This is a genomic window from Thalassolituus sp. UBA2590, assembly GCF_002339775.1.
Classification (GTDB): domain Bacteria; phylum Pseudomonadota; class Gammaproteobacteria; order Pseudomonadales; family Oceanobacteraceae; genus Thalassolituus.
This window is the reverse complement of sequence record NZ_DDKU01000021.1, coordinates 1-25,293: the sequence shown is the minus strand read 5'-3', so window position 1 is coordinate 25,293 and position 25,293 is coordinate 1. Positions and strand designations below refer to the sequence as shown.

24 protein-coding genes are annotated in these 25,293 nt (G+C 51.0%); 10 read left to right on the top strand and 14 right to left on the bottom strand.

Going from position 1 to position 25,293, the window contains the following annotated elements; genetic code table 11:
• The 5 genes from B2067_RS01775 to B2067_RS01755 form a co-directional block, all read right to left on the bottom strand.
• The coding region (locus B2067_RS01775; RefSeq protein ID WP_301387268.1) for an efflux RND transporter permease subunit at positions 1-2,547 on the bottom strand (2,547 nt) is incomplete at its 3' end.
• Positions 2,548-2,556: 9 nt separating this feature from the next.
• Entirely contained in the window at positions 2,557-3,450 is an 894-nt protein-coding gene (locus tag B2067_RS01770; RefSeq protein WP_068436100.1) for an efflux RND transporter periplasmic adaptor subunit, read from the bottom strand.
• A gap of 55 nt (positions 3,451-3,505) precedes the next feature.
• Positions 3,506-4,777 (bottom strand): TolC family protein, encoded by a 1,272-nt coding sequence (locus tag B2067_RS01765; protein WP_068436103.1) that lies wholly within the window; start codon positions 4,775-4,777, stop codon positions 3,506-3,508.
• 531 nt (positions 4,778-5,308) lie between these two features.
• Positions 5,309-5,941, bottom strand: a complete 633-nt coding sequence (locus B2067_RS01760; protein ID WP_297532679.1) for a hypothetical protein — start codon at positions 5,939-5,941, stop codon at positions 5,309-5,311.
• 7 nt (positions 5,942-5,948) lie between these two features.
• On the bottom strand, positions 5,949-6,854 hold the full coding sequence (locus tag B2067_RS01755; protein WP_018275126.1) for a cation transporter: 906 nt from the start codon (positions 6,852-6,854) through the stop codon (positions 5,949-5,951).
• Between the two features lie 78 nt (positions 6,855-6,932).
• Between B2067_RS01755 and cadR the strand changes: the two genes are divergently transcribed.
• Together cadR and B2067_RS01745 are read left to right on the top strand one after the other, a co-directional pair.
• On the top strand, positions 6,933-7,382 hold the full coding sequence (gene cadR, locus B2067_RS01750) for a Cd(II)/Pb(II)-responsive transcriptional regulator (protein WP_068436107.1): 450 nt from the start codon (positions 6,933-6,935) through the stop codon (positions 7,380-7,382).
• A gap of 130 nt (positions 7,383-7,512) precedes the next feature.
• Positions 7,513-7,710 (top strand): hypothetical protein, encoded by a 198-nt coding sequence (locus tag B2067_RS01745; protein ID WP_301387267.1) that lies wholly within the window; start codon positions 7,513-7,515, stop codon positions 7,708-7,710.
• A gap of 117 nt (positions 7,711-7,827) precedes the next feature.
• On the opposite strand, the gene B2067_RS01740 is transcribed toward B2067_RS01745, so the two are convergent.
• Positions 7,828-8,136, bottom strand: coding sequence for a hypothetical protein (locus B2067_RS01740; RefSeq protein WP_301378846.1), 309 nt, complete (start codon positions 8,134-8,136; stop codon positions 7,828-7,830).
• A gap of 58 nt (positions 8,137-8,194) precedes the next feature.
• On the opposite strand from B2067_RS01740, the gene B2067_RS01735 reads away from it, so the two are divergent.
• Positions 8,195-8,350, top strand: coding sequence for a hypothetical protein (locus B2067_RS01735; RefSeq protein ID WP_348655036.1), 156 nt, complete (start codon positions 8,195-8,197; stop codon positions 8,348-8,350).
• Between the two features lie 456 nt (positions 8,351-8,806).
• On the opposite strand, the gene B2067_RS01730 is transcribed toward B2067_RS01735, so the two are convergent.
• The 7 genes from B2067_RS01730 to B2067_RS01700 all read right to left on the bottom strand — a co-directional run bounded on the left by B2067_RS01730 (position 8,807) and on the right by B2067_RS01700 (position 14,485).
• Entirely contained in the window at positions 8,807-9,520 is a 714-nt protein-coding gene (locus tag B2067_RS01730; RefSeq protein ID WP_068438848.1) for a DUF1461 domain-containing protein, read from the bottom strand.
• Entirely contained in the window at positions 9,520-10,377 is an 858-nt protein-coding gene (locus B2067_RS01725) for an alpha/beta fold hydrolase (protein WP_068438850.1), read from the bottom strand. Before B2067_RS01725 ends, B2067_RS01730 begins: the two co-directional genes overlap by 1 nt.
• On the bottom strand, positions 10,367-11,161 hold the full coding sequence (locus B2067_RS01720) for an alpha/beta fold hydrolase (RefSeq protein WP_068438852.1): 795 nt from the start codon (positions 11,159-11,161) through the stop codon (positions 10,367-10,369). Before B2067_RS01720 ends, B2067_RS01725 begins: the two co-directional genes overlap by 11 nt.
• Before the next feature lie 80 nt (positions 11,162-11,241).
• Positions 11,242-11,724, bottom strand: a complete 483-nt coding sequence (gene sixA / locus B2067_RS01715) for a phosphohistidine phosphatase SixA (protein WP_068438854.1) — start codon at positions 11,722-11,724, stop codon at positions 11,242-11,244.
• A gap of 41 nt (positions 11,725-11,765) precedes the next feature.
• Positions 11,766-12,791, bottom strand: a complete 1,026-nt coding sequence (locus tag B2067_RS01710) for an NAD(P)H-dependent glycerol-3-phosphate dehydrogenase (RefSeq protein WP_068438855.1) — start codon at positions 12,789-12,791, stop codon at positions 11,766-11,768.
• A gap of 39 nt (positions 12,792-12,830) precedes the next feature.
• Entirely contained in the window at positions 12,831-13,316 is a 486-nt protein-coding gene (locus B2067_RS01705) for an STAS domain-containing protein (RefSeq protein WP_068438859.1), read from the bottom strand.
• Entirely contained in the window at positions 13,313-14,485 is a 1,173-nt protein-coding gene (locus B2067_RS01700; protein WP_301387266.1) for a fused response regulator/phosphatase, read from the bottom strand. The genes B2067_RS01705 and B2067_RS01700 overlap by 4 nt, the downstream gene beginning before the upstream one ends.
• Positions 14,486-14,669: 184 nt before the next feature.
• Between B2067_RS01700 and B2067_RS01695 the strand changes: the two genes are divergently transcribed.
• Positions 14,670-14,972 (top strand): PilZ domain-containing protein, encoded by a 303-nt coding sequence (locus B2067_RS01695; protein ID WP_068439134.1) that lies wholly within the window; start codon positions 14,670-14,672, stop codon positions 14,970-14,972.
• A gap of 169 nt (positions 14,973-15,141) precedes the next feature.
• On the opposite strand, the gene nfuA is transcribed toward B2067_RS01695, so the two are convergent.
• Positions 15,142-15,732 (bottom strand): Fe-S biogenesis protein NfuA, encoded by a 591-nt coding sequence (gene nfuA / locus B2067_RS01690; protein WP_068439136.1) that lies wholly within the window; start codon positions 15,730-15,732, stop codon positions 15,142-15,144.
• 173 nt (positions 15,733-15,905) lie between these two features.
• Between nfuA and metH the strand changes: the two genes are divergently transcribed.
• The 6 genes from metH to B2067_RS01660 form a co-directional block, all read left to right on the top strand.
• On the top strand, positions 15,906-19,616 hold the full coding sequence (gene metH, locus B2067_RS01685; protein ID WP_301387265.1) for a methionine synthase: 3,711 nt from the start codon (positions 15,906-15,908) through the stop codon (positions 19,614-19,616).
• A gap of 16 nt (positions 19,617-19,632) precedes the next feature.
• On the top strand, positions 19,633-21,006 hold the full coding sequence (locus B2067_RS01680) for an MATE family efflux transporter (protein ID WP_301387264.1): 1,374 nt from the start codon (positions 19,633-19,635) through the stop codon (positions 21,004-21,006).
• A gap of 75 nt (positions 21,007-21,081) precedes the next feature.
• Entirely contained in the window at positions 21,082-21,861 is a 780-nt protein-coding gene (locus tag B2067_RS01675) for a glycerophosphodiester phosphodiesterase family protein (RefSeq protein WP_076517798.1), read from the top strand.
• A 123-nt stretch (positions 21,862-21,984) separates the two neighbouring features.
• Positions 21,985-23,658 (top strand): nitrite/sulfite reductase, encoded by a 1,674-nt coding sequence (locus tag B2067_RS01670; protein ID WP_297532650.1) that lies wholly within the window; start codon positions 21,985-21,987, stop codon positions 23,656-23,658.
• Complete coding sequence (locus tag B2067_RS01665; protein WP_297532648.1) at positions 23,642-24,088, top strand: DUF934 domain-containing protein; 447 nt, start codon at positions 23,642-23,644, stop codon at positions 24,086-24,088. The genes B2067_RS01670 and B2067_RS01665 overlap by 17 nt, the downstream gene beginning before the upstream one ends.
• 68 nt (positions 24,089-24,156) lie before the next feature.
• Positions 24,157-25,293 (top strand): cation:proton antiporter (locus tag B2067_RS01660; RefSeq protein ID WP_301387263.1); only part of this gene is annotated, 1,137 nt, incomplete at its 3' end.

Here is a 25,293-nt window from a genome sequence, read left to right as displayed (position 1 = left end):
GTGTTCGTGAATTTCCTTTTTTACCTCACTAACAAAACTTCCCAGGTCTCGCCCGCGCACGTTTGCTGTTACCACAACACGTCGTTTCCCATTTTCTCGACTAATTTGTGCCGGAGAAGGCGCAATAGTGAGAGAAGCCACTTCTTCCAGAGGGACATAGTCGCCGCTGGGAAGAGGAACAGGTAAGGATTTCAGTCCTTCGATATCCCGTCTGAGCAACTCGGGAAGGCGCACGATCAGCTCGAAGCGACGATCTCCTTCGTATAAAACACCCGCTGATTCGCCACCTATTGCTGCAGCAATCCAATCCTGTAGTTGAATCACATTCAAACCATAGCGACCGAGCGTTTCTCGTTTAGGACTTACTGATAACGATGGTAACCCCTCAACTTGCTCCATTCGGACATCGGCCGCGCCTTCAATCTTGCTTACAACCTGTAGGATGTCTTTTGCGGTAAGGGTCAGTTGGTCCAGGTCATCACCAAAAATCTTTATTCCTAGATCTGCTCGCACACCCGAAATGAGTTCGTTAAAACGCATTTGTATGGGTTGGGTAAATTCATAATTATTACCGGGTAGTTGCCACAGCGCTTCTTCAATTTCTTCAAGTAATTCATTCTTTGTTTTTGATGGTTCTGCCCATTCATTCCTGGGTTTTAGAATCACAAACATATCAGCAATACTTGGCGGCATGGGATCAGTGGCCACTTCTGGTGTGCCTATTCGAGCAAAGACTTTATCGACCTCCGGAAACGCTTTAATGCGCTGTTCCAGAACCTCCTGCATTTCGACAGATTGTTCCAAGCCTGTACCGGGTATGCGTAGCGCTTGAAGAGCAATGTCACCTTCGTTTAATTGCGGCACAAATTCTGAACCTAGAGTGGTCGCCAGCCAAATGCTGAACGCCACAAGTAGAGCAGCACCTGAGACGACTACCCAGCGAAACTTGAGTGTGGCAAGCAGTAACGGACGATAAACAGATTTGGCTGCGCTGATGACGACGCTTTCTTTTTCACTAATTTTTCCATTCATAATCACCGCGACGGCTGCAGGAACCAGCGTTAACGACAATATCATGGCAGAAATTAGCGCCATCACGACGGTCGCAGCCATCGGGTGGAACATTTTTCCTTCAACGCCAGTCAAGCTAAATATCGGGATGTAGACGATGGTAATGATGGCGACACCGAACAGGCTTGGGCGTATCACTTCGGATGTAGCTTCAAATACCGTATTCAATCGTTCACGAAGATCTTGCCGTCCACTCTGATGCTGTGCTTCAGCCAAGCGTCGAATACAATTTTCAACGATAATTACAGCGCCATCGACAATCAAACCAAAATCGAGCGCTCCCAAGCTCATTAAATTGGCTGACACGCCCGTTTTTACCATGCCGGTTATCGTCATCAGCATCGCCAAAGGAATGACTGCAGCGGTGATAAGTGCAGCACGTATATTCCCCAGCAATACAAATAACACAACAATAACGAGTAGCGCGCCTTCTAATAAATTTTTGCTTACTGTCTTAACGGCCTTATCAACCAGGCTTGTGCGATCGTATACCGCTTCCGCAATAACGCCTTCTGGCAGCGAGGCTTGTATATCCGCCAGTTTAAGCGCGACATCTCGAGCAACAGTACGAGAGTTCTCGCCTATCAACATCATGGCGGTTCCCAGCACTGTCTCCACACCATTTCGCGTTGCGGCACCGGTACGGAGTTCCTTGCCTATCGCAACTTCTGCGACATCATCTATTTTCACAGGCACACCATCATTTTGTTTGATGATGACCTGACGAATCTCTTCAATCGTGGCTAATTGACCTTGAGAACGAACCAATAGTTGCTGACCATTGGCTTCGATGTAGCCGGCACCTCGGTTATCGTTATTTGACCGTAGGGCATCAGCAACATCTTCGAGACTGACCTGGTGGTATAACAGTTTTTCCGGGTTTGGTAGCACATGGTATTGCTTGTTGTATCCGCCAATACTGTTAACTTCGATGACGCCTTTTACTTGGGCGAGCTGAGGTTTAATAATCCAGTCCTGAATCTCTCGTAACGCAGTGGCTGTATACGGCTCGCCATTACTCATGCGCGCAGACGGATCTGCTTGAACCGTATACATAAATATCTCACCAAGGCCCGTTGATATGGGGCCCATCTCTGGCTCTAGCCCTGCAGGTAACACACTTTTAATCGCACCAAGGCGCGCATTAATCAGGTTTCTAGCGAAATAGATATCGGTGCCTTCTTCAAATACCACCGTGACTTGAGATAAGCCATAGCGAGATAAAGAACGCGTGTGCGAAAGCTTGGGCAAGCCGGCAAGAGCCGTCTCAACGGGATAGGTGATCCGTTGTTCCGCCTCCAGAGGCGAATAGCCTGGTGCCGAGGTATTAATTTGTACCTGTACATTGGTGATATCCGGTACTGCATCGATGGGAAGTTTTTGATAACTCCACACGCCAATACCAACAATCACCAAAATAAAACTTAAAAATAGAAAACGCCTCTCTATCGCGAGGCGCAAAATTGATTCAATCATAATGCACCCCTAGTCGTCGTCTTCAGCTTCGGATTTCAAAATATCCGCTTTGATTAAGTAGCTATTTTCTGAAACATATTCGGCCCCATGTTCCAGTCCTGAAACAACCTCAATGAAATTGTCGTCGGATTTCCCTAGTACCAAAGGCGCAAACTCATAAGCTTCACCTTCTTTAACAAACACGCCTAATCGTTCCCCCAATTCTTGTACGGCGTCTTTCGTCACCACCAAAGAAACGTCAAATTCATTGGTATGTATTTTCCCTTTGGCAAGCAGACCTGGAGAAAGCCTTAATTCATCGTTATCAAGCTTGACGCGCGCAAGTACGTATGGTTTATCTTCAGCCGGTATTAGGTGGGCTACATCGGAACGAATAGTCTTATCGTTGATGGTGATAGAAACAGGCTGTCCCGCGCTCACTTTTGCCTGCTTTTCCGGGTAAATACGGAACTCTATCCACACCGTATCCAAGTTGGTAATCGTCAATAACCGCCGTTGTTGTGTCGGTTCACCTGGGTTCGCGTGGCGTTGCACAATAACCCCGGATGCCGGAGCGTGTATTGGATAGCTTTTTAAGCTTTCATTTGACTCAATGGTCGCGATGCGATCCCCTTTTTTAACGGTATCACCGATTACAACATTGACTGATTTGATAATGCCGGGGAAACGCGCATAAATTTCGTGACTGTTCTCAGGCGCTTGTGTCACGTTCCCATAGACGGTAACGGTTTGACTGATTGTCCCGGCAGTTGCTTTTGCGGTAACAATGCCTACCTTGGTAGATAACTCGTCGTTAATTCGACTGATTTCTTCATATTCATCATCGTCGTCATCCGCCAAGGTGCTTTGAATCGGCGCTAAAACGCCAAGCAATAGAAATAGTGTGAGTAAGTATTTATTCATTGTTAGTCCTGTTTGATCCATGTATTGATGGGTCATTTAAATTGTTCAAAACGGTTTATTCAGAGATCGATGCACCGGTTAACTGCTCGATCAGTACCTGGCTTATCTGCACATTCGTGGCGGCATCAATAAGGGCTTGTTTTGTCGCGAGTAACTCTTCCTGTGCTGCGACGAGATCTTGATATCGATATCGTCCGTTTTCATACGCTTTTTTGGTTAATTGAAATGCCTTTTCCAGAGCGGGGATGGCCGTGTCTTCCATCTTCATCACAGCGTCCATGTTTTGGTTTCGTAGAGACCAAGCTTCGAAGAGTTTTGCATGCAAACGCAGGAGGGAGTCTTGCTTGGCATACTCAGTGGCGTTGCGTTCAGCGAGTGCGGCTTTAACTTCACCTCGGTTTCGCTTGGATGCAAACAGCGGCATTGACAGGCCAGCGGTTAACGCAGAATCACCGGTATCTTCAAAGCGCCTAACACCTGCACGCCAGGTAATATCGCTGCGACCACTTGCGCGAGCTAACGTGACTTCCGCATCTTTTATTCGTGCATCACTCGCAAATACCTGAAGAGAAGGCGATGTCTTAATGCGCGCATAAAGCTGATCGAAACTCTCGCTCTTACCAGATTCGAATAAATTTCCATTTAGGTGACTAAATTCGGGAGATGTCTCGCCCCAAAAACGTGCCAGCAGTATTTTTTGTCGTTGAAGCTTTGAGGTCAACGCCGCTAATTGAAGCTCCGCCCGAATGACGGCAGCCTGCGCACGCATAACCTCGGCTTCAGGTGTCGCGCCTTGCCTGGCTCGTGTTTGTACGGCCTTGAACAGTGATCGCGACAGATTCAATGAGTTGTTAGCAAGGTCGATATTTGCCTGCGTTGACAAGCCTTCGATAAATACTTGGGTCAGTTGACCCAAGACATCCAATGTGGCCGCTTGCTGTTCCCAATGATTTTTATTGATTCGAGCATCTACTAGGGACATACGCGCCTTGCGCTTGCTCCCTAGTTCAATAACCGATGAGAGTTGTAGTGTGGTTTCTGCACCGTCAAACCCTTGGGTATCGCCGGATCCCGCAAAGTTTTCTACTTCGAGTTCGAGTTCTATTGCTGGACGCAAAGAGTGGGTTTGCTTTCGAGCTTCAAATATTTCAGTAGCGAGGGTGTACTGATATAGCTGCGGGTTCCGTTCTAGCGTCTGGGCAATGGCGTCTTTTAATGTAAGAGCGGGGTCAGTACTTGCATAGCTAGGAGACGCGGATATACCGGCGACCAAAACTATAGCTGACAGGCAAATCGCCCGACACCGATTAAGTGGGTTAATTCGCATAAAATGATCCTGATTAAGTCAATCTATTCCGCGTTAGCGGAGTGAATAGTTTGTTTAATTAAGATCGTAAGATAGGAGGGCGTAAGAGAGGACTAGGCACTTCAGAGGAGATGCGTTTACGATAATCAGGGACATTTGTTCGTGCTTTTTGAAACGTAAAACTCAACGTTTTAACTAAAATCACGGGACAACCATGTCCATGGCAAAGGCTGCAGTGACTGCAATCGTGCTCCTCTTCAAGCGGATCAATATTTGTTTCAGGCGGATCAATCTCGCCGAGCCCAATTAGAATATTATTAATTGAAAAATTATCAGAGCCTGACTGTGTTATCTGGTCTACATCCCCCATAGCGATACTTGACTGAAAAACCGTCAATACGAGCATCAAATATATTAGGGTGGGTTTTACCATCAGGACTGCCACTAGATTTCGATTAAAAAATACACAATAGGATGTCAAGAATTCACATTTAACTTGGGAACAATAAATATTTCTGTCTCGCGATTTAACACAAAGATGAAGTGTTCACTCTAACCAAGTTTTGTGCCGCTAACCAACCTGCCGCCATAAGCTTTTACTTGAATGGGTGCTAGTTCTATATTGCCTTTCATCAATAAATACAGGCTGTGTATCGCTGCAGGGTAAAAATGTTTTAGCCAATATTCGCGATCTTTCGATAATTGAAATTCCGAAATATTCGCAAATTGTATCGTTCGTTCCTTGCAATAGCGGAAATGCACCTCGATGGAGGAATCTATGTCTGTTGAAAAGTTTTGAAATCCTAACTTAGGTAGGTTTGAGTCCCAAAACCTTAGGGTCCAGTTATAGTCTGCGTCATTGAAATGCAGATCGGCAACATCGAGCCAATCCCCAGTATATGTGGCTGTGTTATTTAGGCGTATTTTATTGGCCTTGGCTTGTTCCTTTAAAGCATTGGTTATATCTTTGGCCGCTTGATCGAAATTGTTTGTTTTTTCCTGTACTACGGGGCTTAAATTGTCAAAAATAATGGCATTCACTGCCTTTTTTTGAGTTAAGTCCTCGATACCAATAGAAGTAATATTGTTTGGCCGATTGTTGCTAACGCAAGCGCAGAGCACGCCACTGATGAGCAATAGCATCAATGGCTTATTGGTGAGTAGTTGTCGGATTGTATTGACCATATCGCGTTTAATTCAGTCGCAAGATGCGAACCGCCCCCCACATAACCAGGCCTGCTATTAATAGGCCGATGACCAAATCTGGCATTTGAGACCCTGTCACCGCCACTAGAACTCCCGCTGTTATCACGCCCGCATTGGCCAACACGTCATTGGCAGAAAATATCCAGCTCGCTTTCATATGGGAGCCTTGGTTTCGCGATTTGAAGATCAACAAGAGACAGGTAATATTTGCTATCAAGGCCACGGCGCCAAAGCTCATCATGAGCACCGAGACCGGTTCACTTCCATATAAAAAGCGTCTGGCAACCTCCGATAGAACACCCAGAGCAAGTGCAATCTGCAGCCAACCCGAAAAGTGAGCCGCTTTGAGTTTAAACTTGGCCGCCTTGCCCACTGCATATAGCGACACGCCGTAGACCGCCGCATCGGCGAACATATCCAGTGAGTCGGCGATAAGCCCTGTAGATTGCGCCACAATGCCCACGCCGAGCTCAAGTACAAACATGAAGGCATTAATGGCCAGCAGCCACTTTAATGCCTGAGCCTCCCGCGTTTCATTGATTGTTGTGACTTCCAAGGCAGCCTGAACCGCATTGTGATCTACTGACTCGAATGAGACCAAGCTTGCCCCGAGGCCAACAGACTTCATGGCTTTTTCCACTTTATCCGCCATATTAGGGTGATATATATGCACCTTGCGTCCGGGCAAGTCGAATTCGAAGACGACGGTTGCTTCAAAGCTAGCAAAAGCCGTACGAATCAAGTTCTCTTCGGATGGGCAATCCATCTTAGGAACGTCAAATACGCTCAGGTGGCTCATTTCAGCCTGAGCATCACTTTCTGCTTGCGATTCAGGTTGCAATGACGTGTCTTGACTGGCATTGCAACCACAAGTCTTCGAGTCTTCAGTCATAGCTGGCCCTTGTTTATACATTAATAGAAAGTGTAAACTCTGTAGTAACTATAGAGTCAAGAGGCGGGTTAAAGAAAGATGAAAATTGGTGAGCTGGCAAAACGCAGTGGATGCTCGATCCAGACAATTCGCTACTACGAGAAAGAAGGCTTAATTTCGGCGCCTGAGCGTACCGAAGGAAACTTTCGTTTGTATAACAGTGTGGTATTAGAAAAACTGTCTTTCATCAAAAACTGCCGTGCGCTGGACCTGACCTTAAGCGAAATTAAACACCTGGTATCGTTACAAAACTCGCCGGAGACGCCGTGCGAGGCGGTAAATGAGATGATTGATACGCACCTGCTCGTTGTAGAGTCTCGTATCGAGGACTTACAAAAGCTTCATGGCGACCTCAAGCAGCTACGGCTTAAATGCGGCAACGCGAGATCGGTCGACCAGTGCGGGATATTGGGAGAGTTACTACCAAAACCCGAGCGCTCGCCAAGCGGTACAAGGAACGAGCGCTCGCCAAGCGGTACAAGGAAATAGGCATGACAGATGTAGATCACTACATCCGAGCGATAACACTCGGTTAAGTTACCGTGCGGCGATTGAACATTTTGAAAGTCATTGGGGTGGCTTTCTTCCTGCAACGGCCGACAGTGTGGCGAGGTATCTGGTGGATTATACCAATACATTGTCCGTGAATACACTGCGTCAACGACTAGCCGGTTTGGCAGCTTGGCATCTTGATCAGGGCTTCCCTGATCCCACCAAAGCCCCTCATGTGAAAAAAGTCTTAAAGGGTATTGCCGAATTACACCCGGTCGTCCAAAAGCAAGCCAAACCGATTCAACTTGACCAGTTGTCGCTGTAAGTGACACGAGAACGATTTCAGGAACCGAGGTAACAACAGCTTTCAAAGCTTTCCACCACTCGGCTGTAAGATGGTGTGCCTCGTCCAAAACGACAACCTCTATGCCGCCTTGAGCAATCACAGCCAGTAGCGCCTTAGCATCAGGGGTAGCGCCTTAGCATCAGGGATAGATGACTGATCGTCAGTCTCAGGCGGTTCAGGCTCATCATCAGGTGGAACCTGTGCACCCTGCCTCACGGCTTTTACATGCACTGCCTGATAAGTCGCAGACGTCAACAGAGCAGGCCGGGATAGATCAGTACTTATCCAGTGAAGATCGAACGGTTCACCTTCCACCCCAAAATCCGTGAGGCGACGTATCCACTGATCCCTGATAATACGGGTGGGCGAAAGCACCAGTGTCGGGCGACGCAATTTCCGGAACACTTCCAGACCCAGGACGGTTTTACCGGCACCCGGGCGCTCACACCAGTTACGCCTGCATATGCAGCAGATCGGGCACCCGATTGTTGGCGATACACTCTACGCAGGAGAAGCCGCAAAAACTGAGCCTCGGCTGTGTCTGCATGCCAAGGAACTGGATTTTGATCACCCGACAACAGGTGAGCGGATGGAGTTTAAGCTTGAGCCGGGGTTTTAAGTTCAGACTCGTCAGTGTCTACCATGCGGGATGACACCCACGAATACCAGATTGCGCTAAGAGTAATCCAAACGGGACTCAGCAATATCTGAGCCACTCCCACATAATAGACGGCTACAGCTGCCATATCGTCTGGATAATCATCGCTCGCTACCAAATAAAAAACCAAATGGCAGCAAATAATCGACAGCAACAGCGCAAGTCCCCAAGGTTTAAGCCACTGTCGCCAGCGACGATACCGCCGCACATCTATCCATCTGAAATAGCACGCGACTCCTAGTAAGGCAGAAGGCAAAACAAGCACAGGGCTAGAAAGCAACGTAAAGAAAATGAATCCACCTGCTGCCTGAGGAAATATCCCCGAACAAGCGACGCACAATCCAAGAATAAGGACATTGATGCCCGCAGGCAGGAGCAAAAGCTCACACGGAGTCAGGTGACGGATTGCCACAATTTCTACCTGACTAGGCGGCTGACAAGAAGCAGATACAGGCCGAAGATAACAATCCCCAGACCACCTATCGTCGCCCCAATCCCGCCAAACAGGTCCGGCGCCTTCATCATGGTGCTCATCAGCGACTCCTGATAGTAAAAGAACCATTGATGGTCGTCCGGAAAGATCCAGACGTGAAGCCGATAAAAGACGGCTTCCGGGCCAGCAATCAAAAGCACAAGAGCAACCGCCCCCAGAAGTCCGCCGAGCAAGAGACCCTGTTGCTTCCATTGAATGGGGATACGACGCCGTATCAGCATAAAGGTACCGATTGCTGCGATTAACAGGCTGACCGCACCCGCCACTGACAGCACATCAATCAGGTTGGCAACGTCCTGCAGATGAACAATTTCGGGCTTTCTCAATAATGGTTTTGTGCGGCCACGACTGTCGGTAAATTCAAGCTCTGCTAACCCTCTGCCCTGGTTATGCACGGCATCAACGATACCGCCGAACAGTTCAAGATGCTGCTCCCGCGAAAGATCGTCAAAGCCACGAATATAGCGGTTTTTAGGGCCGTACTTGTCGATATGCCCGCGGATGTCCATCTGGTCGTACCAGAAGCTGTAACCGTAATCGGCCGGCTTATGCAGCATCCAGCCGGTCGCAAGCGCGGCAAGCAGTGCGGAAATAAGTACAACAAACCAGATTGCCTGCTTAACTACGGAGGCGTTCATCAGAGTCCTTTCCAGAAAGTTAATATCGCGTCAGCAATGGCCGGAGCAGTCTCTTCTTCCAGGTGAAAGTGGTGATGACCTGGCAATTGCAACGAGTCGACATTTTGCAGGTATCCCATTCGATGTTCAAAGAACTTCAGTGGCAGAAGGCCGCTTTCTGCCCGAATGCTCAACACCGGGCACTTTACGGCGCGCATCAGGTGCTCTACCTGGGTCTCGCTCAGACGCAGGTCAGAAGTCAGCTTTAATTGAGGATCGGTACGCCACTCGAAATGGGATTCGCACTTAGCCAGGTTGCGTTCTACCAATATCGTCAGTGCACTTTCGCTAAGCTCAGGGGTTGCTTTTTTTCTGGCAGCAACAGCGTCTGCTATCGATGAAAACTGGCGTGAGGGACGCAACTTATCGCGAGACAGCACACCGTCACGCAGTTGCGATGCGATCTGATTTTCGGGTGTCACCATGGGGCCAGGAGAGTCCAATAGAGCGATCGAGCGGACCGTTTCAGGGAATGCAGCGGCAAGGCACAGTGCTAGTGACCCACCCAACGAATGAGCCACCAAATCAACTGGAGACGCCATGGTATCGATTACGGTTTTCAGCTCGTGGGTATAACCCCATATAGGATACCCCTGACCAGGCGAATGCCAACCAGACTTTCCGTGGCCGGGAAGATCTATCGCGACCGTGGTATTACCGTCGGCACCTTGCGTGAGCCGTTCAGCCAGCAACGAGAAGCTTGCCGCATTATCCAGCCACCCGTGAAGGCAAAGAACTCTCTCTCCGCCTTTGCAGGCTTCACCACTCCCACTCCACTGCAAGCCTGCCAACGGGGCATCTTTTATTTCAGCGACCACCCAGCAACTCCCGGATTGTATGATGAATCAGATCAGCGGTAGGTTCGGGGTTTTCCAGCGGAAACATGTGCGACCCTTCGATCCACTTAAGCTTCATGCCGACGGCTTTCATGTAGGCACCATTGACGGGTTTAAAGTACTCACTGCTCTTTCCGCCAATGACTGCCGCAGGCACCTTTAACTTTCCTTTAACTCGCGAGTGTATATTGTGAGGAATGGTACGCCATATATTGGCCTCAAGTTGCGGGTCGTAGGTCAACTTAAGCACACCATCCTCTTCGCGGGTCCCGCTGCGGATGTAATCATCAAGACATCTCGAATCAAAGTTTCTCATCAAAGATTTACCCGAGAAGTACTCTCGCGCATCATCGAAGTCGGCCCATTGCGTTTTACGTTCTTCAATCCTGCGAATCGGAAAAAGTCTTTCATTGAGTCGCGTCAATTTAAGAAATCGCATACCGTGCGCTTGCCAGGCAGGCATAACAGGAGAGTCGAGTATGATGAGCGCTTTGACGAGATCAGGCCGTCGCAAAGCAACCAACAAACTCAGCACACCGCCTAACGAATGGCCAACTGCAATCAACGGCTGATTAAACTGAGTTTCGAAATGATGAATCAGCTCCTGAACCAGATGATTCCAGTTATCCGTGACTGGATACTTCGGGTCATGTGCTATCTGGTCAATCGCGTCGACGCGGTAATGTTCAGACAGCCGATCGGCGAGAACGTTGTAGGTTCCACCCGTGAAGCCGTTGGCGTGGGCAATATGTAACGCTTGAGTCATAGCCTGTCGCTGTAGATATAAACAAACGCCAGACACTACCCTGCTAAATAACTGACCTCAAGGTGGAAAAGGTCCTTTATTCAGTGATTTGATGCCTCACCGTAGCGATTTTGCAGCGCGGGATACCAGATCTGCTCAACCGTCATGCAGCCAGGCGCAAATAGATCGCCACTCAGAAGCCAGCCTTCTGCCGGCGACCATGGTTGATCCATCGCCCGACCATCAACCAACAGCGAAGCAAGCCGACCCACAAGAGGAAGGTGAGATACCAGGATCACGTCGCGCGTTTCTTCCAAGAGAAGGTCAGCGATGGCATTAGGATCGCCTGCCGGGGTCAGCTCAGCCCAGGTTTCCACCTCAAAGGGAGTCGCCAGAGCCTGCGCGGTCTGCTGAGCCCTAAGGTAAGGACTGACGACCAGGCGAGCGCCTGAGGAAAGAGTCTGCGCCAGCCAGGCGCCAGCGCATCGAGCTTCGTGCTCACCCGATGGGGTAAGCGTTCGTTCTGAGTCCAGGTCCATGCCCGGAACTGCCGTGCCATGTCGAAAGATGAAGAGCCTGGGCATACATACACCCCCTGTGGTTGCAGGCAACCGCAGGGGTCGCCTTAAATTTTATGGCTGGGCAATGCGAATTCCACATCCGACGCAAACGCGCCTGTCATAAGCCCTTTTGCCACATCCTTTGGGTCGGCATGATTAAACAGAATCTCATACGCACCCATTACCAAAGGCATATATATATCAAGTTCGAGGGCTTTTTCCCTGACATAGCGCAGGGTATTCACACCTTCGGCAACTTCTCCCAACTCATCCACCGACTCTTCAAGCGACTGACCTGAGCCAATGGCGTAACCAACCCGATAGTTGCGACTCAAGGGCGACATACAGGTAACAACAAGATCGCCAACGCCAGCAAGGCCCAGGAAGGTCAGAGGGTTCGCTCCCATCGCTTCGGCAAAACGGCTCATCTCAGCCAGCGAGCGGGTGATAATCATGGACTTGGTATTCTCACCCATCCCCAGTGCAGCAATAAAGCCCGATACGATGGCGTAAATATTCTTCAGCGCCCCGCCAAGTTCGACGCCATACAAGTCATCAGAAGCATAAACACGGAAGTAACTACAGCTCAAAGATTCCTGAAGATTCCTACGTAAGTCACTGTTTGTACTAGCAATAACTGTTGCGGCAAGCTCACGCTTGGCAATCTCTTTAGCCAGATTAGGGCCACTGATAACCGCTACCGGGTTGTTCGGGCAAAGCTCCTGAAGAACCTGACTCATCAATAGGAAACGGTCCGGCTCGATACCTTTCGTCGTACTGACCAAAGCTTGAGCAGGTTCCAGGTCATCAACAAAAGACCCGACGACCTGGCGCACGAACTTGCTCGGCACAGACACGAAGATGACCTCAGCCCCCCTAACAGCTTCCTGCAGGTCCGTCGTTGCTTTCAATGAAGGATTTAACTTGGTATCGGGAAGGTAATCGGGGTTTACGTGTTCGTGGTTGATAGACTCAGCAACCGACTCGTTGCGCATCCACTGTAAAATTTCGACGCCATTGTCTGCGAGGATATTCGCAATAACAGTTCCAAAACTACCCCCTCCAATGACGGCAGCACGCTTAATAGACACAACATCCCCCTGGTGTGTACATGGTTCTATCAGATTAACTCAGCGACCCGCTTCTAGCGTGTCCACTAATTCGCGAAAGGTTTCTTCGTTTTTATGATTAAGGCTCATCAGTACTTTATGCGCCTCGATCACTTGCTCGCGAGCGCACTCTTCATCCACCGCATCCGCAGCCCAGCGCTCAAAACCCCCGTCGTCTTCAATTTCGCTATCAACGATATGAAATACCTGATCAAACCCCATACTGAGAAGGATTCGGGTAATACCAGTATTAGGGCTGCTTATGGTGGGAGTTATATCGAAACGATCGCGGCAAAGAATGGATATTTTAGCAAGCTGACCCAGCGTCGTGCTGTCGATGCCTTCAGCGGCAGAAAGGTCAATCATCACGTTGTGAAAATGTCCCTGTGCCAGAAATTCATCGACGTATCGCTCAAGGGTTGAGCACAGGTTCAACCTGACATCGCCGCTGAGGCGAATTACATGAACGCCCTCTTCGAAGGCGACTTCAACCACACCTGAAGTCATAAAACACCTCTACACACTGTGGCTACGGCTATATCATCCGGCACTTCTTCGTGCCCGGCAACGCCTGCTATTGACCAGAAGGTGTCCAGCTTACCTTCCGACTCTCTGGCCATCGCCAGCAACTTACTCTCCTTATCATTCAAGGACGCTTCATCAATTATTTCCAGTATTCCATCTGAAAACATCATAAGACGAAAGTCATCTGCCAACTCGACATCAATCGACTTGTACTCCGCTTCCTTGAATAACCCAACCGGCATCCCGCGCCCTTCAAAGAACCGTGCCTCGCCTTTACTGATCAGGACAGGCATAGGAAAGTGTCCTCCCACAGAATACGAGAGAACACCCGTCGACAGCGTCAGCACTCCGTAAAACATCGTCAGGTGTTTATCGAGTTCAGACGCCAGCAGCTCATTATTAATACGACCAAGAACCAGATCTGGTTTCAGAATGTCGTCACTCGAGCCCCGCTGAAAGTTTCTTTTCAATCGGTAGGTAAGGTTCTTAAGAAGAACAGTGACAAACGCCGATGACGCTCCATGCCCTGACACGTCTGCGATGTAAAACGCCAGGCGGTCGTCGTCAACTTCCATAAAATCCAGAAAATCGCCACTGAGCATGAGAGATGGCTGAAGTTTGTGCTCACAGGAAACATCACCCATATTCAATGGTTCGGGGAGCATACGCAACTGGGCATGGCGTCCAGCCTGCTGATCAGCACGAAGCTCATCCAGACCGAGCTTCAGTTCTCGATTCGTTGCTTCAAGGTGCTCCCGATAAGCTTTGTTTTCGCGCTGCAAAGTCTGGTGACTCAGGGCTTTGCGCAATGAATGAACCAATACCTCCAGATCCAGGATTGGCTTCACCAGAAAATCCGCAGCTCCGAGGCGCAACGCACGCACAACATCATCCATCACTCCGGCACCTGAGACTACAATCACTGGCAGATCCGGGTGGTTTTCGCGTAGCTTTTCAAGAAGCTGAATACCATGCATGCCCGGCATTTTCAGGTCGCAGATAACGGCATCAGGAACGGAAACATCTATCAGGTCCAGGGCCTCCTGGCCACTGCCAGTAGACTGCATGTCGTAGTCGCAATCATCAAGGTAAGCAACCACACTGTCCCGAACAGTGGAATCATCATCAATGACCAGCACGGTCGCGGCCATCAGCCTCTCCCCAGCGTCGAATATCTGGCGAACGGTACCTCTAACTCATAAGCAGTGCAACGATTATGAAGCAATTGTCAGAAGCGCCGCGGGCTTAGCGGGCAATGGCATGAACTCTGCTAGATATCTGCTATTGATGTAAAAGTGGCCTTGAAACGTACCGCAGCCTACCGAAGGGGAACGCATGCAAACACTGTCTCGCACCTACGAAGAAAAACGTCGACACATGAGAATGCAGATCGACGCACCGGCTCAATTAATCACTGACGACGGAGAAACGCGGCAGGTTACGTGCATTGACCTCAGTAGTCATGGGATTCAGCTGGAAAGCCATACCGAACTGCAGGACGGCGACGTGGCCGATTTTGTGCTCGCGCCGGGAAGCGGTCCCGTTACACCCCTGCAGGCAAGAATACGTGTTTGCCGCGTTGAGGAGGTCGCACCGCAGGTATTCCGGGCCGGGGCTACCTTCGAATCACTCCAGTAGGTGCTACCCGAGGTAACCAGAACCACACAGAAACACCGGTTTCTGTTACCTCGCGACACTGGCGTGAATGGTATTTTGAAGACTATGCAATCGTGCAGGTAGGGTTCAGGTGCCCCGGCCTGGGCACCTGACAGGTATTACTTGAAACAGGTATTACTTGAAACAGGTATTACTTGAAATAGGCGTTTTCAGTCTGCGTGTGGTCGGTCACGTCACGAACACTCTGGATCTCAGGCACCTTAGCTACAAGCGTCGCCTCTACCCCATCTTTCAGCGTCATATCTACGGCACTGCACCCCTGACAACCACCGCCAAACTTCAGGATGGCCACACCTTCCTCAGTCAGCTCCACCAGACTCACTTCGCCACCATGCGAGGCGAGCCCAGGATTGATCTCGGTGTAGAGGATGTAGTTGATTCTCTCTTCTACCGGGCTGTCTTCAGTGACCTTCGGCATTTTGGCATTCGGTGCCTTGATCGTAAGCTGACCACCCATGCGGTCTTTAGCAAAGTCGATTTTTGACTCTTCGAGATAAGGAATACTCATTGCTTCGACATACACGTTGAGCTTATCCATCTGCTGCAGCTCATCGTTCGGATTAACCTCATCCGGGCGGCAGTATGCCAGGCAGGTTTCTGCGTAGCGTGTACCAGGCTGCGTAATAAAAATGCGGACCGACATGCCTTCGACCGTCTGTTTCTCCAGAAGGCCAGCCAGATACTCTTCTGCGTCCGGCGTAATCTCAACGTATGTAGTCATATGACTCCCTCGTAAACTTGCGCGCATTGTAACGTATATGGGGCCTCATACGAAATACCCAAGCAAAACACTCGGGTTTTGCCAGCAGAACGTCTTTTGCACCCGAAACAGGACAGGCCACGTCCACTCTGGTAATATTTGCCGCCATTTTTCGCCAGTTAACCAATAGTGTTATGAGTTCAAACAACGACATCCTGATTCAACAGCGCCAAGAACGGATTGCCACCCTAAAGAAGAACATGCAGGAGCGCATTCATATACTTGATGGCGGCATGGGTACTCTTATTCAGAGCCATCAGCTGGAGGAAGCAGATTACCGCGGTGAGCGGTTTGCCGATATCAGCCAGGACGTCAAAGGCAACAACGACCTGTTGGTTATCACCCAGCCTGAGATCATTGCCGGTATTCACCGCCAATACTACGAAGCCGGTGCAGATATTGTTGAAACAAACAGTTTCAACTCCACCCGCGTTTCTCAGGCCGACTACGACATGGAAGACCTGGTACCCGAGCTCAACCGCGCAGCAGCGGCAGTCGCTCGTCAGGTCGCTGACGAAGTGGAGGCCGAAACAGGCATTCCGCGTTATGTTGCCGGTGTTCTGGGCCCAACCAGCAAGACCTGCTCTATCTCGCCTGACGTAAACGATCCGGGTTATCGCGCCATCACCTTCGACCAGCTCGTCGAAGAATACATCGAGGCCACCGAAGGTCTGATGGACGGCGGCGCCGACATCATCCTGATCGAAACCGTATTTGACACGCTGAACGCAAAAGCGGCCGTGTTTGCGGTACAGGAAGTCTTCGAGCAGCGCGGCGAAGAGCTGCCAATCATGATTTCAGGCACCATTACCGACGCCTCCGGCCGTACCCTGTCGGGCCAGACGGCAGAAGCCTTCTACAACTCGCTGGCGCACGCCAAGCCACTGACCATCGGTCTGAACTGTGCTCTGGGTGCAGAAGAGCTGCGCCCGCACGTCGAAGAGCTGTCCAATAAATCGAACTGCTACGTATCCGCACACCCGAACGCGGGTCTGCCCAACGAATTCGGTGAATATGATCAGTCGCCGGAAGAAATGGCGGTCATCGTTGAAGAATTCGCAGCCAGCGGCTTCCTGAATATCATCGGTGGTTGCTGTGGTACTTCACCGGCGCACATCAAAGCCATTGCTGAAGCCGTGAAGAAGCATAAGCCGCGCACGATCCCCGAGATCAAACCAGCCTGCCGTCTGTCTGGCCTCGAGCCGTTTAACTTTGATGAAACCAGCCTGTTTGTTAACGTCGGCGAGCGCGCCAACGTCACAGGTTCTGCGAAGTTCAAGCGCCTGATCAAAGAAGAAAATTACGACGAAGCGCTGGAAATTGCCCGCCTTCAGGTTGAAAACGGTGCTCAGATCATCGATATCAACATGGACGAAGGCATGCTCGATTCTGAAGCGGCCATGGTTCGTTATCTGAATCTGATTGCCTCTGAGCCGGACATTGCCCGTGTTCCAGTCATGGTCGACTCATCGAAGTGGGAAATCATCGAAGCTGGCCTGAAGTGCATTCAGGGTAAAGCTGTCGTGAACTCCATCTCGCTTAAAGAAGGTGAAGAGGAATTCATCGAGAAAGCCAAACGCTGCAAGCGATATGGCGCCGCCGTTGTTGTCATGGCGTTCGATGAAACAGGCCAGGCCGACACCGAACAGCGCAAAAACGAAATCTGTGAGCGTTCTTACCGCGTTCTCGTCGACAAAGTGGGCTTCGCGCCAGAAGATATTATCTTCGACCCGAACATTTTCGCTGTGGCCACCGGCATCGAAGAGCACAACAATTACGCTGTGGACTTTATTAACAGCTGTAAGTACATCACCGAAAACCTGCCACACGCCAAAATCTCTGGCGGCGTGAGTAACGTTTCCTTCTCGTTCCGTGGGAATGAGCCGGTACGTGAAGCCATCCACTCGGTATTCCTGTACTACGCCATCAAGAACGGTCTGAGCATGGGTATCGTCAACGCTGGTCAGCTGGCGGTGTACGACGACTTACCGGCAGAACTTAAGGACCGCGTCGAAGACGTCATTCTTAATAAGCGCGAAGACGGTACTGACCGCCTTCTCGAAATTGCTGAAAAGTACCGCGGCGATGGTTCTGCTCAGGAGAAAGAAACCGAAGAGTGGCGTTCACTGCCAGTGGCTGAGCGCCTGACCCATGCCCTAGTAAAAGGCATCAACTCGTTCGTCGAAGAAGATACCGAAGAAGCCCGTCAGATGTTCGATCGCCCGATTGAAGTGATCGAAGGTCCTCTGATGGACGGCATGAATGTGGTCGGCGATCTGTTTGGCTCAGGTAAAATGTTCCTGCCTCAGGTCGTAAAAAGCGCCCGCGTAATGAAACAGGCGGTTGCCTACCTGCTGCCGTACATCGAAGCAGAGAAAGACGGTAAGTCTGAGTCTCAGGGCAAGATCCTGATGGCCACTGTTAAGGGTGACGTACACGATATCGGTAAGAACATCGTGGGCGTGGTCCTGCAGTGTAATAACTTTGAGGTCGTTGACCTTGGCGTGATGGTCCCTGCCGACAAGATTCTGAAAGTCGCCAAAGAAGAAAACTGCGACATCATCGGCCTCTCTGGTCTGATCACTCCGTCACTCGACGAAATGGTCCACGTTGCACGTGAAATGCAACGTCTCGACTACCAGATCCCACTGATGATTGGTGGTGCGACAACGTCTAAGGCGCACACGGCCGTTAAGATCGAACCTCAGTTCCAGAACGACATTGCGGTCTACGTGCCCGACGCATCCCGCGCGGTAGGTGTCGCCCAGAAGCTCGTTTCTCCTGAAGCCAAGAAGTTGTTTATTGAAGAACGCCGCGAAGAGTACATCGCCGTGCGTGAGCGTAACGCTAACCGCAAGGCCAAGGCACTGCTGCCGTACGAAAAAGCCTGCGAAAACGCATTCACGGCTGACTGGGCGAACTATCAGGCACCGAAGCCAAATAAGCTTGGCCTGAGCGTCTACGAGAACTTCGATCTTGCCGAGCTGGTGGATTACATCGACTGGACGCCGTTCTTTATGTCGTGGGAGCTGGCCGGCAAATTCCCGCGCATTCTCGAAGACGAAGTTGTCGGCGAAGCAGCCACCAACTTGTTCAAAGACGCTCAGGCGATGCTGAAACGTATCGTCGATGAGAAGCTGTTCAATGCCCGTGGCGTTGTGGGTCTCTGGCCTGCCAATAAGCGCGGCAACGACGACATCGTCGTCTTCAACGAAGATGGCTCGGCGGAGCTCGCTGTACTGCATCAACTGCGCCAGCAAACCGACAAGCCAACGGCACAGCCAAACTACTCACTTGCCGACTTCGTTGCTCCCGAAGGCACAACCGATGACTACATGGGCGGCTTTATTGTTACTGCAGGCATCGAGGCTGAAAAACTGGCCAACGATTACGATGCGAACCATGACGATTACAACAGCATCATGATGAAAGCCCTGGCCGACCGCCTGGCCGAGGCCTTTGCTGAGCGTATGCACGAAATCGTCCGCAAGGATCTCTGGGGCTACGCGCCTGACGAGGCTCTCGACAACGAAGCGCTCATCAAAGAAAAGTATCAGGGTATCCGCCCGGCACCAGGCTACCCGGCTTGTCCGGACCATACCGAGAAAGCGACCCTCTTCCGCCTGTTGGACGGAGAAGCGAATACCGGTGTGTCTCTGACTGAAAACTTTGCCATGACACCAGCAGCGTCTGTCAGTGGCTGGTACTTCTCCCACCCTGAGTCGAAGTACTTTGGCCTGGGTAAGATCGACAAAGATCAGGTTACGGACATCGCTGCCCGCAAGGATATGGATCTGGAACAGATGGAGCGCTGGTTAGCGCCAAACCTGTCTTACGACCGCTAAGGAGTCCCGAGCTGATATGCAATTCAGCCGTCTCTTACTGTCGAGGCTCAGCCGCGTCGAACTGACGCGACTGAACCGCATCCTTATCATTGGCATCCCAATTATTGGCAGCATGCTCTCTCAGAGCATCACCAACCTGATTGATGCCGCGATGGTCGGCCAGCTCAATGACGTGGCCCTGGCTGGCGTCGGTATCGGTAGTTACGCCAACTTCCTGTGTGTTTCCGTCATGATGGGACTGTCTGCCGCCGTGCAGGCCATCGTATCCCGGCACTACGGCGCCCGACGCCACCACAGGACCACTGAGCCTCTCTTCGCAGGCCTGTTCCTGACGCTTCTGATCGGTATTCCCTCGACCATCCTGTTTATTGCATTTGCAGAACAGTACATCGGCCTATACACCAATGACGCAGCCGTTATTGCTGTGGCGTCCGAGTACTTTTCATGGCGCACCGCCGCCCTCACCTTCGTCGGCATGACCTTTGTATTCAGAGGGTTCTGGAGTGGTATAGGGGAAAGCGCGGTATACCTGAAGATTGCACTCGTCATGCACCTGAGCAATATCGTGTTCAGCTACTTCCTGATCTTCGGACTGACAGCCTTTGGGACTACCTATTGGGAAGGTTTCGGCGCCGTAGGTTCTGGTATGGGGTCAGCTGCATCGCTTGTTCTGGCCGCAGGACTCTTCTATTGGCGCACCTTTGCACTCGATACACGCTTTCGCAAACTCTACCACCTCAGCCGTCACACCATTCGACAACTGGTGCGTCTGGCGATACCAAACTCAGTCAGCCAGACCCTGTTTGCGCTCGGGCTCAGTGTGCTTTTCTGGATTATTGGCCAGATAGGCACTGAGGAGCAGGCGATTGGCCACATTCTAACGCAGCTGTCCCTGCTACTGATCATGCCTGCCGTAGGCCTCGGCATCGCTGGCGCAAGCCTTGTGGGCCATGCTCTTGGAGCAGAAGAAAAGGAAAATGCTCACCGCTGGGGCTGGGATGTCCTGAGATTATCTGTCGTCATCATGGCCCTTCTCGGCCTGCCGATGTGGATAGCCCCACACTCGGTACTGTCTATTTTTACGAACGATGCCGCACTCATTGAACTTGGCACATGGCCTTTACGTATTCTCGGCTTCGCCATCGCTTTTGAAGTCGCATCCATCATATTTAACCAGACACTTCTCGGCGCAGGCGCCAGCAAGCAGGTCCTCAAAATCAATCTGGTGATGCAGTGGGCGGTTTTCCTGCCGCTCGCCTGGGTTATCGGACCATACCTTGGACTTGGCCTGACAGGCATCTGGATTTTACAGGCTTGCCAGCGCATGGCTCTCGCGATCATTTACGGAACCATATGGAGCCGTAAGCACTGGGCGCACATCAAGGTTTAATGATCTAAATTTGTCTTGCTCAGGGAAAGATCACGTATTAGCGTATGCGGATAAGACGGACTCAGAGTTTACTTTATGCCTGTTCAGCTACCTGGAACACCGCCATCAGCCTATAAAGGTATTTCGCGGGTGATCGCACACCGTGGAGCAAGTGGTAGCGCACCGGAGAACACAGCGTCGGCCATGATCGAAGCCGTTCGTCAGGGCGCAGACTGGGCAGAAGTCGATGTCACTATCAGTGCTGACGGTCACGCCATCATTTTCCACGACCATAACCTCGTTCGATGCACCGATGGCAAAGGTCTGGTGATTCAGAAGACATTGGCAGAGCTGAAAGCGCTCGATGCCGGTAGCTGGTTCTCCCCCTTTTCATCCGACGAACGGATACTGACGCTTGAAGAGTTGCTCATTCTGGCGGACTCACTCAATCTCAGTCTTAACCTCGAAATAAAACCCACTATTGGCCGCGAAGCTGAAACCGTCTGGGCGATGCAGCAGGTTTTACGCAAGACCCCTTTTGGTCAGTCGATACTACTCTCGAGCTTTAACTACTTCGCTTTAAAGGAAGCGCAGTCGCTACTCTCTCATTACACCCGCGCTCTGAACGTTGAGGCGATTCCTGCTGACTGGCAGGACCGCATGGAATCGGTGGGCGCAACCGGCCTACATTTTGATGCCGAATTTATTGATACCGACATGATCGGGGAAGTAGTTAGCGCAGGCACTCCACTCGCCTGCTTCACCGTTAATAGCCTTGAGTTAGCCCAGAAGCTTTACCGCGCTGGTGTGTCCTCCGTTTTCACCGATTACCCAGACAGACTCCTGCTTGATGCGAGACCTGTTTCCCGCCATTGAGCGCAACAAGAACAATCGGTAAAACCGATTAGTAATATTCGCATTTTCTGATTTTCAGATAAGCCGTTTCAGTTTAAAGTTCGCCCCTATTCCTATAATTCCAATTACTGCAACCGGATCACTATGTACGTATACGATCAGTACGATCAGCAATTGCTGAACGAGCGCGTCGCCCAGTTTAAGGGCCAGATGGAGCGCTATCTGGACGGTAAGATCTCTGAAGAAGAGTTTCTGCCGCTGCGACTTCAGAACGGCATTTATGTGCAACGCTATGCACCTATGCTGCGCGTGGCTGTGCCATATGGCGCACTTAATTCCGCTCAGGTGCGCAAGCTGGCTTATGTTGCCCGCACTTACGACAAAGGGTATGCGCATATCTCTACGCGCCAGAACGTCCAGTTTAACTGGCCAGAACTGGAGCAATGCCCTCAGATTCTCGCGGACCTCGCTGAAGTACAGATGCACGCTGTTCAGACCAGTGGTAACTGTATCCGTAACACCACGACTGACGAGTACGCTGGCGTGATCGCTGAAGAAATCGTTGATCCACGCCCTTACTGCGAGATCATTCGCCAGTGGTCAACCTTTCACCCTGAGTTTGCCTTCCTGCCGCGTAAGTTCAAGATTGCTGTTAACGCAGTTCCTGGACAGGACCGCGCAGCCATCACGATGCATGACATCGGCATCAACATTGTTAAAAACGATGCTGGTGAAATTGGCTACCGTGTTCTCGTTGGTGGTGGCCTTGGCCGTACCCCGATTCTGGGCGAAGAAATCTGTGCCTTCCTGCCAGAAGAAGACCTGCTGACTTACCTTGATGCTGTTATTCGCGTGTACAACCAGTTTGGTCGCCGCGACAACAAGTACAAAGCTCGCATTAAAATCCTGGTTAAGGCCCTTGGCGTTGACCGTATGCGCGAGCTGGTCGAGGAAGAGTTCAACCGTCTCAAAGATGGTGAAGGCAAGCTGACTCAGGCTGAACTGGAGCGCGTTAAGCAGCACTTCATCGACCCTGAGTACAAGACGCTGAGTGACAACCCGGTAGAGCTCACTGCAGCTAAGGAAGAGAACAAAGCCTTCTCACGCTGGATGGAGCGCAACGTGCGTCAGCACAAGAAAGCTGGCTACGCTGTCGTTACTCTGACCCTGAAGCAGATCGGTACGCCACCGGGTGATATCACCGCAGAGCAGCTCGATCAGGTTGCTGACCTGGCCGATGAGTACAGCTTCGGCGAACTCCGCTCTACCCACAACCAGAACCTGGTACTGGCTGACGTCGAACAAACCGAACTGTTCGGCTTATGGCAGAAACTTAAGTCATTAGGCATGGCAACACCAACGCTGGGTCTCCTGACTGACATGATCTGCTGCCCGGGCGGTGACTTCTGTGCGCTTGCAAACGCCAAGTCTATTCCAGTTGCAGAAGCTATCCAGGCACGTTTTGAAAATCTTGATTACCTGTGGGATCTGGGTGAAATCGACCTGAATATCTCAGGCTGCATGAACGCGTGTGGTCACCACCACGTTGGCAATATCGGCGTTCTGGGTGTCGACAAAAAAGGCGAAGAGTTCTACCAGGTATCACTCGGTGGCAACTCTGGCGGCAACGATGCAGATGGCTCTTCACTGGGCAAGATTCTTGGACCTTCGTTCGCACGTGAGGCCATGCCTGATGTGATTGCCAAAATTCTCGATTTCTACGTAGACCAGCGTACTGACGGTGAATCTTTCCTCGAAGTCTATCGCCGCGTTGGCCACACCCCATTTAAGGAGGCTGTCTATGGCAAACCTGATTAATACCCAGGGCCCGGTTCAGGACACGGAGCTTACAACTGTAACACTCGAACAGTGGCAGGAAGAGAAAGCTTCTTTCGCTGGTCAGTCACTTGAACTGACCGTTTCCAGCGACCAAACGGCAGATCTCTTTGGTGAAGATGCGGCGAATTTCGCACGCATCTCCATCGATTTCCCTAAGTTTGCCGATGGCCGTGGTTATTCTGCGGCCAGATTGCTGCGTGAAAAATACAAATACACCGGTGAGCTGCGTGCCGTCGGTGACGTACTGATTGATCAGGTATTTTTCATGAAGCGTTGCGGCTTCGATACGTACGCACTGCGTGAAGACCAGATCGTTGAAGACGCTATTGCTGCGTTCTCCACCTTCACCAACCCGTACCAGAATGACGTCAATGATCAGCGACCGCTGTTCAGACGCCGCCTGAGCTAAAACACGCTCTCTTTTCTGTGGCGCTCCCGCCTTCTGTGTCTTAACCTTAAGTCACATTTGGGGGAGTTATGCCACAGGATATCGTTTTTTCTTTCTTTCTTATTTTTGCCGGTGCACTCGTTCTCGCGACTTTCGCACTCTACACACGCCAACCCATACTCGTCGCTTACATAGCACTCGGTGCCATTGCAGGCCCGTATGGCATGGGCTGGATTGAGCACCCAGATGAGCTCACAGACATGGCTCATATCGGGATTATATTTCTTCTCTTTCTCCTCGGGCTGGATATGCAGCCTTCTTCGCTGTTTGCGGTACTGAAGAAAGCGATGTCCGTTGCACTACTCAGCTCGTTGCTGTTCTTTGGCGTAGGGGCCGGCGTCACACACCTGCTTGGCTACGGATTTATGGATGCCATCATCGTTGGCCTGGCGCTTATGTTTTCGAGCACCATCATTGGTTTAAAACTCCTGCCCACGACGGTTCTCCACCACAAACACAGTGGTGAACTCATGGTCGGTCTTCTCCTGATTCAGGATATGATCGCTATCCTGACTCTCATACTACTTGGCGTGCTGAGCGGTGAATCCGACCAGCCTGTCTGGCAGCCGTTTCTGGCCCTGCCTGTACTCGCGGTAGCCTGTTACCTGATCGTGAAGCTAATTCTTCTTCCGCTCATTCAACGCTTCGATCGCTATCAGGAATACCTGTTCATTATGGCCATCGGCTGGTGTCTGGCTGTTGCCGAGGCCGCTGCTGTGATCGGACTTTCCGAGGAGATAGGTGCATTCATTGCCGGGGTGACTCTGGCAACCAGCCCTATCGCTCAGTTTATGGCGATCAGCCTTAAGCCACTGAGAGACTTCTTTCTGGTCATGTTCTTTTTCACACTGGGTGCGGGCGTCAATCTTGGAATGCTGGAGGAGGTGCTGGTTGGCGCAGTGTTACTGGCGGGGGCTGTTCTGACGCTGAAACCATTGACGTTCCGGGTGCTTCTCGGGCGTTTCAGTGAAACACCGAAGCTAGCCTGGGATGTTGGATTCCGACTGGGGCAAATCAGTGAGTTTTCACTGTTGGTAGTATTCGTGGCAATTGAGAGCGCACTCCTGACAGAGCGCGCATCCCTTCTGGTTCAGGCAACAGCGATTATCACATTCGTCCTGTCCAGCTATATCGTCGTTATTAACTACCCCAACCCTATCGCCATC